At 68.9% G+C, this 12,358-nt stretch carries 13 protein-coding genes and 1 pseudogene; 8 read left to right on the top strand and 6 right to left on the bottom strand.

All coding sequences use genetic code 11. The features are described from left to right. The 6 genes from ABTX18_RS32260 to ABTX18_RS32230 all read left to right on the top strand — a co-directional run bounded on the left by ABTX18_RS32260 (window position 1) and on the right by ABTX18_RS32230 (window position 6,000). Window positions 1-705 carry a zinc finger domain-containing protein gene (locus ABTX18_RS32260; protein ID WP_352126345.1) on the top strand — a complete coding sequence of 235 codons (705 nt, stop codon included), beginning with the start codon at window positions 1-3 and terminating at the stop codon, window positions 703-705. Window positions 706-866: 161 nt separating this feature from the next. Continuing rightward, the gene (locus ABTX18_RS32255; protein WP_352126344.1) at window positions 867-1,508 is read left to right on the top strand and encodes a WhiB family transcriptional regulator; all 642 of its coding nucleotides are present in this window, start codon (window positions 867-869) and stop codon (window positions 1,506-1,508) included. Beyond that, entirely contained in the window at window positions 1,505-3,145 is a 1,641-nt protein-coding gene (locus ABTX18_RS32250) for a hypothetical protein (protein WP_352126343.1), read from the top strand. The genes ABTX18_RS32255 and ABTX18_RS32250 overlap by 4 nt, the downstream gene beginning before the upstream one ends. Beyond that, window positions 3,142-3,333: a hypothetical protein gene (locus tag ABTX18_RS32245; RefSeq protein WP_352126342.1), complete on the top strand. Its 192-nt coding sequence runs from the start codon at window positions 3,142-3,144 to the stop codon at window positions 3,331-3,333. The genes ABTX18_RS32250 and ABTX18_RS32245 overlap by 4 nt, the downstream gene beginning before the upstream one ends. A 646-nt stretch (window positions 3,334-3,979) precedes the next feature. Further along, complete coding sequence (locus tag ABTX18_RS32235; RefSeq protein ID WP_352126340.1) at window positions 3,980-4,267, top strand: mobilization protein; 288 nt, start codon at window positions 3,980-3,982, stop codon at window positions 4,265-4,267. Then, window positions 4,264-6,000: a relaxase/mobilization nuclease domain-containing protein gene (locus ABTX18_RS32230; protein WP_352126339.1), complete on the top strand. Its 1,737-nt coding sequence runs from the start codon at window positions 4,264-4,266 to the stop codon at window positions 5,998-6,000. Before ABTX18_RS32235 ends, ABTX18_RS32230 begins: the two co-directional genes overlap by 4 nt. A gap of 32 nt (window positions 6,001-6,032) precedes the next feature. Here ABTX18_RS32230 and ABTX18_RS32225 read toward each other — a convergent pair. After that, window positions 6,033-6,224 (bottom strand): annotated as a pseudogene (locus ABTX18_RS32225) (dTDP-4-dehydrorhamnose reductase); the annotation flags it as partial. A gap of 321 nt (window positions 6,225-6,545) precedes the next feature. After that, window positions 6,546-7,253: a DUF3800 domain-containing protein gene (locus tag ABTX18_RS32220; RefSeq protein WP_352126338.1), complete on the bottom strand. Its 708-nt coding sequence runs from the start codon at window positions 7,251-7,253 to the stop codon at window positions 6,546-6,548. 632 nt (window positions 7,254-7,885) lie between these two features. Here ABTX18_RS32220 and ABTX18_RS32215 point away from each other — a divergent pair. Together ABTX18_RS32215 and ABTX18_RS32210 are read left to right on the top strand one after the other, a co-directional pair. Then, window positions 7,886-8,329: a hypothetical protein gene (locus ABTX18_RS32215; protein ID WP_352126337.1), complete on the top strand. Its 444-nt coding sequence runs from the start codon at window positions 7,886-7,888 to the stop codon at window positions 8,327-8,329. A 79-nt stretch (window positions 8,330-8,408) separates the two neighbouring features. Continuing rightward, window positions 8,409-9,104, top strand: a complete 696-nt coding sequence (locus tag ABTX18_RS32210) for a hypothetical protein (RefSeq protein WP_352126336.1) — start codon at window positions 8,409-8,411, stop codon at window positions 9,102-9,104. Between the two features lie 290 nt (window positions 9,105-9,394). Here the strand turns inward: ABTX18_RS32210 and ABTX18_RS32205 are convergent, their stop codons facing one another. The 4 genes from ABTX18_RS32205 to ABTX18_RS32190 all read right to left on the bottom strand — a co-directional run bounded on the left by ABTX18_RS32205 (window position 9,395) and on the right by ABTX18_RS32190 (window position 12,070). After that, on the bottom strand, window positions 9,395-10,327 hold the full coding sequence (locus tag ABTX18_RS32205) for an aminoglycoside phosphotransferase family protein (RefSeq protein ID WP_352126335.1): 933 nt from the start codon (window positions 10,325-10,327) through the stop codon (window positions 9,395-9,397). Between the two features lie 182 nt (window positions 10,328-10,509). After that, window positions 10,510-11,328, bottom strand: coding sequence for an SPDY domain-containing protein (locus tag ABTX18_RS32200; protein ID WP_352126334.1), 819 nt, complete (start codon window positions 11,326-11,328; stop codon window positions 10,510-10,512). 15 nt (window positions 11,329-11,343) lie between these two features. Next, on the bottom strand, window positions 11,344-11,631 hold the full coding sequence (locus tag ABTX18_RS32195; protein WP_352126333.1) for a hypothetical protein: 288 nt from the start codon (window positions 11,629-11,631) through the stop codon (window positions 11,344-11,346). A gap of 85 nt (window positions 11,632-11,716) precedes the next feature. Continuing rightward, complete coding sequence (locus ABTX18_RS32190) at window positions 11,717-12,070, bottom strand: SPDY domain-containing protein (RefSeq protein WP_352126332.1); 354 nt, start codon at window positions 12,068-12,070, stop codon at window positions 11,717-11,719. Between the last annotated feature and the right edge of the window lie 288 nt (window positions 12,071-12,358).

Here is a 12,358-nt window from a genome sequence, read left to right as displayed (position 1 = left end):
ATGGACCGCCGTGAAATCGCCGCCCTGTTGGCCTGCATCGGCCGTCTCGATCCCCGCACCATCCGCACCGACCAGGGCGAAGCAAAAGACCAGCTAGCCCAGTGGCACGCGCTGCTCGGCGACGTGCCGCCGGCCACCCCGCACGGCTGGGACGCCCTGGTCGCCGCCCGTCAGCACATCCGCACCTCGCCGTACCCGATCCTGCCGGCGGATATCGCCCGACCGTGGGAGAGCTACCGGCGCGACCGCCTGGCACGCCACTCCGACCCGACGCCGTCCGCCGATCCGGACGACCAGGCCGCCTGGACCGCCGAACTGGTCGGCACTCGGCACGCCGTCGCCACCGGCACCGCACAGCCCGCCCAGGCCCGAGCGATCACCAACGGTCGCGACGGGGTCAATCCACGGCTGAAAGCGAGGCTGCGGGAGATCGGCTCCTGCATACCACCCGCCGCCCGATCCGCCCTCGCGCCTTACCGGCCCGCCCGAGCGGCACGCGAGGCAGCCGTCGCGCAGGGCAAGGCCGACGCCCTGAGTGTCCCGTGCGGGTGGTGCCTGGCACAGCCCGGTGAGCCGTGCCGCCGCCGGAGGATCGGTCCCGACGGCGGTGCCCGTGGCACCGCCCCGTGCGCGACTCATCCCAGCCGCCTCGAACTCGCCACCACCCAGCAGGCCGAGCAGGTCCAGCAGCCCGCCGTGGCCTGACCTGCGCGCAAGACCGGAACACCGCTGTCCGGTGCACCGCCCTACTCACACCACCGTCCCGCCCCGGCTGCGGCGCACGCTCTGGCGCCGCAGCCGGCACCCGACGCCGCGTCCGCCCCGACGGCCCGCGCGTCCGACGCGGCAGCACATCGGAGATCCCCTTGCGCCACATCACCACCCACGACGCGCCGCCCAGCGGCCTGCGCGGCATCGGAGACACCAACTGGCACACCCGCGGTGCGTGCCACGGCATGGACATCGAGGACGCCGAGGCGGTGTTCTTCCCTGGCCCCCGGGACCACGAAGACATCGCAGAGGCGAAGGAGTTGTGCGGCTGGTGCCCCGTACGACGTGACTGCCTCGACTTCGCCCTGGAGAACGTCCTCAAGGAAGGCGTCTGGGGCGGCCTCACCGAGGCCGAGCGGCGTCCCCTGCACGACGGTCTGGCTCAACGCCTCGACTACCGGCGTGTTACGGCCTTCTTCCGGGGACGCGACGTCCATCTCACCGAGGCCGAGCGGCAGGTCGTCATCGACCACGCCTACGTCCGCGGCTGGAGTCCGTACCGGCTCGCCGCCGCGCTGCAGATCAGCCGCAAGCACGCCCGTGACCTGCTCCGGCAGTCCGCCAACAAGGTCCTCGACCGCGACCGCACCTACGGCGTGCCACGGCCTAAGAAGAAGCGTAAGAACACCCCCCTGGAAGCAGGCGGCCCCGCGCCCGCCAGGCCCGGCACCCAGCAATCCGTACACCGCCCGACAGCGTCGGCTACGACGCCCGCCTCTCTCGGAAAGGCCGCATGACTCACACCGTCCTGGCCCTCGGTGTCGCTCCGGACCTCCGTCTCCTCCTCGCCGCCGTCGTGCCTGCCGCCCTGGTTCTCGTACTGACCGCCTGGACGCTCGGGCGCCGGGGAGGCCGCCCGCAGAAGCGTCTCGGGGGTCCGGCGGTCAAGGTCGCAGCACTCGCTGCCCTCGGTTGCACCGCCTACAGCGCCGACACCAGCTGGCGCTTCGCCGCCGACTACCTCGACATGGCCGGCACCGCCGAGCGGATCATGATGTTCGCCGCGGCCGAACTGGCGCTCTTCGCCACCGCGCTGATGGCCCGGCAGAACCTGGCCACTCAGGGCGCCCCCGGCCTGCCGGGCACGCTGGTCTGGGTGATCACCGGCGTGCAGGTGATCCCCGCCTACGCAGAGAGCGGCCCCGTCGGCGGCACTGTCCGGGCCTTCGTCGGGCCGGTCATGGCAGCGATGCTGTGGCACCTCGCCATGGGCATCGAGCTGCGCTTGCGCACCCCTGGTGCCGCCTCCCACGGGCTGATCGCCGTCCTGGGCCGAGAGGCCCGCGAAAGGGTGCTGTCCCGCCTTGGCATCGCCGCGCGAGACCGGGACGCCGCTCAGATCACCCGGGACCGAGCCACCTCCCGCGCGGTCACCCTCGCCGCCAGGCTCGCCGAGCGCACACCCCAGCAGCAGCGGAGCCGACGTGGGCGGCGGCTCACCCGACGACTGTCGAAAGCGGTCGGAAGGGCCTCGGTCGGCACCGACCCGCTGCAGCGCACACGGCTGCTCGACCAGCTCGCCGCACGACGGCACGCACTCGCGCTTGCCACGGTCCCGCTGCCCTCTCCCTGGTCCCCGGAGCCCAGCCCCGCATCGGCAGCCGCCGTCCCCCCTCATCCGACGTCGACTACAGCGGTCCCCGTGGACGGTCCCCACGGTTTCGACGAGTCGAACGGGGCCCGCGGACCGAGCAACGTGAAAGGGCCGGTCCCCGAAGTCGAGACCTTGAAGGCGCCGGAGCGCCCGGGGACCGAGGACGAGAACGCGGGGACCAGCGTGGGGACCAAGACTCCAGAAGCTGGCGCGGTCCCGGGGACCGGTCCCGCCAAGCCGGAGGGGACACAGGCGGACACCGCAGGCATGGGGACCGACCACCCCATGCAGGAAGTGCCTGCTCAAGGCCCGGATTCGTACCGGGGACCGACTGCCGCCGAGTCGGGGACCGAACCCACCGGGGACCGGGGACCGACCACCACCGACACGGGGACCGAACCCACCGGGGACCGGGGACCGACCACCACCGACACGGGGACCGAACCCACCGGGGACCGGGGACACAAGTCCCCTCTCCGTCGGAAGCCGACCACGAAGCCCCGGCCGAAGAACAAGGGGAAGCGGGGTCGGTCCCGTGCCCCTCAGACGCAGCGACAGCCAAGAGAGCTGGACCTGCCGGAGCTCCAGCTCGTCCGGACGGTCCGTCCCCACGTCTCCGGCCTGCTCGCACGGGATGGCAACGAGTCCGTCACTCGGGTCCAGCTGCGGGAGATCATCCGCCGCGAGGGCCTGACGGGCTGCCGGAATGACCGCATCACCCTCGTCCTCCAGGAACTGCGGAGCGACGACACCACAACAGCAAGGAGCACCGCCCGATGAACACCTGCCGCAAGTTCAACATCGTCCGCGGGGAGTACGAGCGGGAGATCGGCTACCTGCTCGCTCACTCCAAGCGGTACGAGGGCAGGCCGGCGGCGAAGTCCAGCGCGAAGCAGGCGGCCTCGGCGAAACAGCGAATGGCCCGGGCGCTCAGCAGCCACGTCGGACGCTGCCTTGAGTGCGGCTGAACCGGCAAAGCCCAGCTCACCACCCCCTATCCGCGTCGGTGGCCCGGCTCCGTGCCGGGCCACCGCCCCCGCTCCGGGAGACAAGACACACCGTGACCCCTCGCTCGTCCGAACCCACCGCCGCCGAGGCCAGTGCCTGGGCGGATGTGCTGGTCCGCCGACGGCTGCTGCACGCTGCAGTTCTCACGCCGACCGGCCAATGGCTCGTCCAAGCCCGACCCGACGGACCCGTCCGCGTCCTCTCAGGGCCGGCCGACGTCGTCGCACTGGCCGCAACCATCCAGCACCGCGCCCGCTCCACGAGGTCCGAATTTCGATGATGAACGCACCCCGGAACGGCACCACCCCGGAACCCGCTCCTGACACCAACTCGGTCCCGGGGCGAGCAAGATGGAGGTTCGGACACTCCCCCCAGGGGGCAGCGTCCGAACCAGGCCCCGCCCCTGGGGTGGCGGGGATCGACTGGCACCAGGGGGCGCCAGTCGAGAAAGCTGCGACCGAGGGCGGATCGCAGCCAGCAAGCGCCCGCTCGGGGCGGCCGAGGGGGCGAGCGCGTCCGCGCGACAAGAAGCAGCGTCGCGCGCACAGCGTCCGCCTCAACTCGTCAGAACTCGCCCTCATCCAAGCTGGTGCAGACTCCGTCGGCATGAGCGTGGCCGGCTTTCTCGCCTACGCCGGGCTGGCCACGGCCCGCGACCAGTCCCGTACCGCCGTCACTATCGCCACCGAACGCGATGTGCTCACGGAACTGTTCGCAATGAGGCGGCAGCTCGGCTGGGCCGGCAGCAACCTCAATCAGGCTGCCAAGATCCTTAACTCCGGGGGCGACGTTCCCCACCTGGCCCAAGTGATCGCCGAAGTCCGCCGCGCGGCCGACGCGGTGAGGACCGCTGCAAACAGAGTGGCCAACCAGCAACCGGACGGGGCACTTTGATTCCACAGGTCCATAAGCAGGGCAGCCGCACCCTGGGGCTGCTGCACTACCTCTACGGCAAGGGCACTCACGAAGAACACGTCGACCCGCACCTCGTTGCCTCTTTTGACGGCATGTCGCCTGACCCTGGACGCGACGCGACCGCTACCAAGAAGGACCTCGCGCAACTGCTCGACCAACCCCTGTATCTCGTCGCCGCAGACCAGCGCCCAGACAAACACGTATGGCACTGCTCGGTGCGTGCCGCACCCGACGACCCGATCCTGTCCGACGAGCAATGGGCGGACATCGCGCGTCGCATCGTCGCCGCTACAGGGATCGACCCGAACGACGGCGCAGGCTGCCGCTGGGCCGCCGTACGCCATGCCGACGACCACATCCACATCGTTGCCACCCTCGTGCGCGAAGACGGCCGACGCCCCGACCATCACCGATCCGGAAAACGGGCACAGGCCGAAGCCCGACTCATTGAGAATGAGCTCGACCTCCACCAGGTCGCCCCCGGTGATGGCACCGCCGCGCAGCGGCCCACCAGCGCCGAGCGGCACAAGGCCAAACGCCAGGGCCGCGAGCGCACCGCCCGAGAAGAACTGCGCGAAACGGTCAGGCGCGCGGTGACCGGTGCTGCGAGCGACGAGGAGTTTTTCGACCGGCTCGCCGCCGCCGGCCTCCTGGTACGGAAGCGTGCCGCGCCCTCCGGCGACCTCCTCGGATACAAGGTCGCTCTGCCCGACGACGTGAACAAGGACGGCGAGCCAGTGTTCTATCCCGGCGCGCGCCTGGCCCCCGACCTCTCGCTGCCTCGCATCCGGGAGCGCTGGTCCGGCGAGACCGGGACCGATCCGACCTCCGGGCAGGAGGATGCGGTCCCCACCGGGCCCACGTCCCCCGCTGCCGCCCGCCGCGCGACTGCCTCGGCCTCGTGGCAGGCCGTACTCGTCGTCGAGCACGGCGACGACGGCGTCGCCGCCGCTCACATCGCCGCCGCCGGTGAGGTCCTGGACGCCCTCGCGAAGACGTCAGCCGCCCACACCCGTCGCGAACTCCGCGACGCAGCAACAGCCTTCGAGCGGGTCTCGCGCTCCCACGTTCGCGCCGTACGCGGGCACGACCGAGCCCTGCGACAGACCGCGCGTGACCTTGTCCGCGGAGGCCCGGCCCTCGGCCGGGGTGAGGACGGCGCCACCACCGCGATGGCGATCGACATGCTGTTCTTCCTCGTTACGGCCGCCGCCCACTGGCACGCGAGGAAGGGCCACGCCCAGCAGGCTGAGGCAGCCGCCCGGGCCGCCGAGCACCTGCGCGCCGCCTACCAGGAGTCCGCCGCCCAGCCGCTCGGTGTGCTCTACCAGCGCGGCCGACGCCTTAGCCGGCCTGTGCTCCAACGGCAGGCGGTACTTCTGCGCGAAACGCTGCCGGATCTGGCCGAGCAAATTCTCGCCGAACCCGGCTGGTACGCCCTGGCCGCGACCATCGCGGAAGCCGACGCCGCCGGCCACGACCCGGCCGCGCTCCTGTCCGACGCCGTGGAGAGTCGGGAACTCGACACCGCGGACTCCGTTAGTGACGTCCTGGTCTGGCGACTGCGGCTCCGGGCAGATCTGCCGGCCGACGCTACCGGGATACCGAGGAGCCGCACGGTAAGCAACCCGGCGACCGTACACCCGGCTGCGTCCCGAACCACCACCGCTGGTAGCCGTTCCGGTGAAGAGACACCCGGCAACACACGGTGAGCCCCCGCCGCCCGTGCGACTGTGCCCTTGCGTCAGAGGAACTCGTGGACGCCGCGCAATCTCGTACGCAGCTTCGCCTGGGTGGCCCGGCTGTCGAGGCGGACGTCGAGTGCGACGGAAAGCGAGGCGGGGGCCCGGAGGCCCTCCGACAGTCGGGAAGCATCAAGCCCGTCCCGCTCAGCGATCAGCACGCCCAGGCCGTGTCGCCTCACGGCATTGGCACCGCGACCTGGCACAGAGTGTCAACCAGCTGACCGAGGAGAACCTGGCGGCTGTCTACCGCGGAGCGAACGAAGGACTACAGAGCCAGGTCATCGATCTGGCAGACGACCTTGCCGGAGCCGGCAGCAGCCTCAAGCGCATGAACCGAAACCAAGTCGTTAGACGCACATCTCGATCAAGAAGCCGCAGGTCAGAGGCATTGCTGACGACATACCCTCTTCCCCGAACCGGCCGAACCCTGGTATTGTTCTACGTGTAGGTAGCTGCGGAAGCGGTTGCCCGCCCAGCCTTAGGCCCCGCCAACGAGCGGGGTCTTCGTGCGTCTAGGGGTACCAAACGCGCTGGTGGATGACCCTAGGTGCCACTCTCTCCCAGAGTTCAGCATTGGCCTTCTTGGCCCTCGGGTCCGAGTCCGCGACCATGTGAATGCGATGGCACAGGAAAGCAACCAGATCAACTGCCTGGAGCAGCCGACTCGCAGCAGAAGATGCGAAGTGCATGGTGTCCACCACCGTGGTGATCTTCCTGGGCTTGTATCCCCAAGTCCCAGTCGTTCGATACTGCCTTAGCTCGCGCCGGTATCCATCCTGCCCCTCGCACTCGTCCGCGATGATCAGAGCCAGCTGGCTCTCCCGCCTTGCGAACTCGTCGACGCGCTCCAATAGATGGGTCAGCGTGATGGAGTGCGGATGATCATGGTTTGAGCCATAGCGCCGCTGGAGACCCACCAGGTCCACACCGGTCAGAATGATCTTCACGTCGCTGTCTGCGATGGCCTGGAGCGCTTCGGCATAGATGCCAACGCGAGCCCGCACCATACGGCTCAACGGCTCCCACGCCTGTTTGCCGTGGAAGATCTCATACCCGTGCAACTCGGTCTCGGGCTCGATCCCTTCATAGGCACGAGCGGCCTTGGACACCACCGCATCGAGTGCTTCGGTGAGGGGTATCGCCTCGGCCTCCGGGCAGAGCACTGCCCCAAGGAAGTACACCCCGCTTGAGTGGCTCTCATCGACATATGTCAGCAGCACACCAAGAGGTTACGCGCTGTCGCGGACGAGCCGACACTCAATACGGGCTCCCGCCACAATGTGCCTCACATCCCTGTCGCCTCAACACCCCGCCGCCAGCAGCCTTTATCGATATCTACAGATATCGACCGAGTACGCGGTGTCATTGCGGACGTGAACGAGACGACACCCATACCTCGCTGACGGCGGTCATCGAAAGGCTGGCCCATCGGCCGTGATGCCCCAGTCGGCGCGCTGCCTCTGTTCGTGCTGATGACCACGCGAAGGGCAGGGAGGCAAAGACTCCTTCGACACGATCGCCGCCCGTGCGACTGCGCCCGCGCGCCAGAGGCACTCGTGGACTCCGCACGGCTAGTCGCGTAGTTCGCGGCGACGCGATGGCCAGTGTCCGATGCCTGTCGGACCCCCAACTCCGAGCCCAGGAACTCGCTGCCGCCGACAATAGGGACAGGTCACGGTGTGCCACGGCAGACAGTCCACCTCACATGAAGCTGCCCAGAGCGGCCCCACCCGAGGAAGCGAGGAAACCCATGGCCTGCAGAAATGCACTGTGGGTTTTGTGAATTGAAACCGCCAGGGGTATGGGGCACGATCATGACGCGAGCAGGACGAGACAAGGGGAGGACGCCAGCATGTTTCACCGAATGCGACGCAGGGCCAAGGAACCGAGCGAAGCGCAGCGCCAGTTCGCCGAGGCGTTTGCCCGGATGCAGAACCAAGTCCCGGAGGGCTTCGGGGTGCCGCCGGCCGAGCTTGAGCCCACCGAACCGGCGGCGCTGGTCGATGACTTCCTCCCGCCGGAACTGCGCGTACCGAGCCACGACCAGCTCGACGGCAAGATGATGCCGTGGAAGCAGCCCCTCGTCCTCGACGGCGAGATGGTCGCCTGCGCCGAGTGCGAGGCATACCGGGACTGGCTCATCCTCTCCACCAGTGACCAGATCTGGCTGCGCTGCCGGGCCGGACACCAGCAGCAGGAGACCCGCCTCGACACCGCCTGGTACAACCGCAACAGCGGGCCGGCGGACTCGACGCACGCCACGTTCGAGGACTGCCTGCGCCACCTCGGGCACTGACCACCACTCCTACTACCCCACCGGGCCTATGGGCCCGCACTGACCACCCGTCACCTAGAACCAAGGGGTCAGTTCCGTCATGCGCGTTCGCGTCGCCACCAGCATCCTCGGCATCACCGCAGCCCTCCTCGCCGTACCGGCCTGCTCCACCGACACCGTCGGTACCACGTCCAACTCCGCACCGTCCGCCCGTACCGAGAAGCAGGCCGACACCGCCCAGCAGGCTCCTCTGCTCTCGTCGGTCGTGCTGGCGACGCGCATGCTCAACGAGAGCGACCTGGGCAAGGGCTTCCTGCGCAAGCCGGAGCGCCCCGATCAGCACGACGATGCCTCCGTCATCGGATGTCCAGCGCTGAGCAAACTGGGCGGCGACGCCGCGATCGGAGGCACGCTCAGCTTCCCGCGCAAGGCGAAGGCGGCTTTCACCTACGGAGGCAGCTCGTCAGAGGTCTCCGAGGAGCTGTACAGCGACAGCGCGGACAAGCTGTCCCACGGCATCGGCCGGATCTTCGACGCCATGACCAGCTGCCCGACTTATCAGGTCATCGCCGGCGGTACTCCCATCGACATGGCCTCACAGAAGCTGCCCGCGCCCCGTGGGCTGGGCGACGAGCAGTGGAGCCAGCTCCTGACGTTCTCCACCGGAGGCCGGAGCATGGTGGTTAAGCAGACCGCGATCCGTGACGGCAGCCTGCTGCTGATCGTCTCCGGCTCCCCGACCCTCGTCGACCGCCACCTCGACAAGGCCCTCACCAAGGCCACACCGGCCAGCTGACCGGCCCGAAACGCTGCTGCCCCCGAACCGGATTCCATCGGTCGGGGGCAGCAGTGCTGTGTGGCGGACGTCCGGGCGCTCTCATTGGGACGCGCCACATGCGGCGAGATGGGACGCGAACGCCGTAGCGAGTCCGTTACCAGCGGTCGCGAAGAGGGCCATGCCCATAGCGGCCAACGCCCAGAGTGAGACGGATTGAACGATGATCCGCATTCCCAGTCCGCACGACTCACGATGATCAATGGTCGCCGCACCCGTTCGCCTACCGGGTCTGATCAAACCGCCACTCACTAGGGGTGTTCGGTCAGCACCTGTGCCAGCCGGTCGGTGAATTCGGTGAGCCGGTCAAGCCGTGCCCCGCTACGTGCGACACGAAATCCGTGACGGCGGCCCCAGAATGCGGCCTGGACAGCGTGGAACTGGGCCCACCGTTGAACGCGTTCACGGTCGAGTTCGGCAGCCTCGGTGAAGACGTCCAAGACGCGGCGAACCGCCTTGCGCAGGTCATCTGCTTCAAGGAGCGTCAGCGCGCGGGATTTCAGCAGCGTACCGCCGTCGTAGGCAGGATCTCCCACGTATCCCTTGGGGTCGACAGCCAGCCACGGCTCTCGGTCGGCGCGCAGGATGTTCCGGGCATGAAGGTCCCCGTGGATAAGGGTGTCCGGCTGGGAACGTCCCAGCTCCCGAACGGTCGCCACGGCGGCATCCAGCGCCTGCCGCGGCAGGACATGTTTCATCTCTCCGGCGTCCGAGCGTAGCTGCCTTTCCCAGGCATCGGACTGCTCACTCAGTCGGGGCAGGCCGCGCGGTGCGCGAATGGCCAGGCGCCGATTGAGCCGCCCGGCGACCGCCGCTACCTCGTCACCGTCCTCAACATCCGCAAGAGTCAAGGGCTGAACTCGCTCCAGCAGCATCGCAAACCGCTCGCTGTCACGCTCATGCAGCAGGACGGCACCGCGCCCGCCCCACGCAACAAATGCGTCCGGCTCATGGACGTTGCCTGGATGCGGAAAAGACACCTTCAGCACGGCGCCCTCCCCAGCCCGCCGCCGTACGGGAACGATTACGCCAACGCCTCCATGCATGACCTCGCCATCAGGCACGCACTCCCAGCGCCCCATCAACTCCGCCACGATCCCGGGGAGCTCGGCGAGCCACGCAGCCCCGGTCTCCCCCTCACGGCCGACGGTGCTCTGCGCGAACTCCTTTGGCATCGCAATCATCCCGGCACCCTACGCGCCAGCCCACTGCAGACCACGCAGATCGCGATCTACAGCTGAAGCACTGCCGACTTCGGTGTTTGTCCTGTCCTCGGACAGGAACGCAAAAGCCCGGCGCCCCCTTTTCTTCCGTTCGAGGGGACCGGGCTTCTTACGTCGGATCACGGATCGCAGGGCACCTGATGCTAGGCCGGCGAGCGCAGCAGTCGCTCCTTGGTGGCCTCGGGCAGCAGGCGCCGCAGGACCGGTGCGGTCGAACTGAGGGAGGCGGCGAAGACGGCGATGAGGTCGTGCGGGACGCTGGCGGCGAAGGATGCCGCCCACAGGCAGGGGGCCCCGAGCGAGGGCTCGGCCCATGCCTGCCATCCGGCCGGTCCCGCCTCGTCGGCGTCGATGGTCAGGGCGCGGGGATCCGCGTCCTGGATAAGGGGCGGCACCTCGCCGAGGCTGATGTGCGAGGTGAACGTCGGGTCCGTCGCTCCCGCATGGGGCTGGTCGATGTCGCGGAGCCAGCCGTGTGCCGCGACGGCGTCGAGGACGGCCGCGGGGCCGGTATACGGCACGGCGGGCTGATCGCGGGCGTCGAGCGCGACGAGGTAGTCGGCCACGGCCTCGCCGGGGACGTCGGTGGTGAAATAGGACGACCACGCCGCGAGCGGGCTGTCAGTGTCCGTTCGAGCGGAGATCTGCCAGGCGATCGGCAGGTCTCCCAGGCGGAACGGTTCATCCGCCAGGCTCCACTGCGCCCAGCGCAGGGTGTCGGGGCTGATGTGCAGGACGGTGCTGCGCAGGACCTGGCGGTCCTCCGGCGCCTCGTCCAGCTCATGCCGGCCACGGACGATCGTCAGGCTCGTCCAGCCCAGACCAGAGAGCGTGTCGGCAACGCTGTCGTAGAGACGCCGGTCGTCACCGGCCAGGTGCCGAGGACCGACCCAGAACGCGGGCGGGGCGCCGCGCGGGGTGGACGGGTCGAGGGGGTATTGGGGGTACAGGGGCGCCTCCAAGGGCTCGGTGCGGGTCTAGCTGCCTGCACGGCGGCGCGGGCGGCGCGGGGGTGCCTGGACGGGGCCCTGCCAGGTCAGGTGGACGGCGACTTCGGGCGGCAGATGGCCGAGCTGCGCGTCCGTGTCGCGTCCCTCGGCGAGGTACACGATGGTCCGGCCGGTCTCGTCCACCGACTGGACGACCTGCGCCAGGCGGTGGGCCATCGGGAAGAACGGGTTCATGGCCTGGCGGACCGGAGCTTCGCGGCCGCAGCCGGACAGCAGGTCGATGAGATCGCCGACGGTCATCTCCGGGGACGTCACGAACAGCCTCCTTTGGTGAAGGGGAAGCGAGGAGCGATGGAACGGCCGACCGCTGGCAGCGGACCAGCTCTCCGAGTGAGTGCGGTCATACGCGACGTGAGGTCTCCAGCACACGTGCCACAGCGGCGGCGACGATGTCCGCCGGCGTCTCAGTGTCGAACGACAGGCGGTATCCGGGCACCTTGGCCGTGCCGGTGACGGCGATCGCCCATCCCTCACCATCCGCGCCGGGACGGCCGCCTGGGAACCAGCCGAGATAGAACCGGCCGTCCTTCGAGCTGACGTGCACGTCGGCACGGTCATCCACGATCAGGTGCAACTCGTCAGCTGAGAACTGGTCTGTCACGAGCGCGGGCCGCCCGGGGCCGAGCTGCCATTCGCGGGGCCGCAGAGCTTCGATGGTGGTGGAGAAACCAGGGCCGACGGGCGCAACGGTCACAGGCAATCACCTCTCTGACCTGGAGTTTCTTGCAAGGTCGTCTACGTTGACATGCCTTCGACCGCGTTGGCCAGACTTTCCGCGTTCTTTCCTGTCTGCCTCGGGCGAACTGCGAATTTTCACGGTCTCATTGCTACGGCTCGGGCCTTGTGACGAACCAGGTAACGCTATTCTCTGGCTGCCATGAAGATCCCGGACCCCGCCGGACCGCCGTTCATCAATCCGGATCGCGAAGACCTGAAGTGGCCTGTGTGCGGAATCTGCCCGGCCACGCGGTACCCGCGCGAG

Origin of the sequence: Streptomyces sp. NPDC096323, assembly GCF_040302845.1 — a bacterium.
In the GTDB taxonomy this organism is placed as follows: Bacteria; Actinomycetota; Actinomycetes; order Streptomycetales; family Streptomycetaceae; genus Streptomyces.
This window is presented reverse-complemented; position numbering and strand designations above follow the sequence as displayed.

Bases quoted from the DNA above. Each gene is read 5' to 3' on its own strand.
- ABTX18_RS32215 (WP_352126337.1), top strand. From the start codon at position 7,886: ATGTTTCACCGAATGCGACGCAGGGCCAAGGAACCGAGCGAAGCGCAG.
- ABTX18_RS32210 (WP_352126336.1), top strand. From the start codon at position 8,409: ATGCGCGTTCGCGTCGCCACCAGCATCCTCGGCATCACCGCAGCCCTC.
- ABTX18_RS32260 (WP_352126345.1), top strand. From the start codon at position 1: ATGGACCGCCGTGAAATCGCCGCCCTGTTGGCCTGCATCGGCCGTCTC.
- ABTX18_RS32245 (WP_352126342.1), top strand. From the start codon at position 3,142: ATGAACACCTGCCGCAAGTTCAACATCGTCCGCGGGGAGTACGAGCGG.
- ABTX18_RS32205 (WP_352126335.1), bottom strand. From the start codon at position 10,327: ATGATTGCGATGCCAAAGGAGTTCGCGCAGAGCACCGTCGGCCGTGAG.
- ABTX18_RS32250 (WP_352126343.1), top strand. From the start codon at position 1,505: ATGACTCACACCGTCCTGGCCCTCGGTGTCGCTCCGGACCTCCGTCTC.
- ABTX18_RS32235 (WP_352126340.1), top strand. From the start codon at position 3,980: ATGAGCGTGGCCGGCTTTCTCGCCTACGCCGGGCTGGCCACGGCCCGC.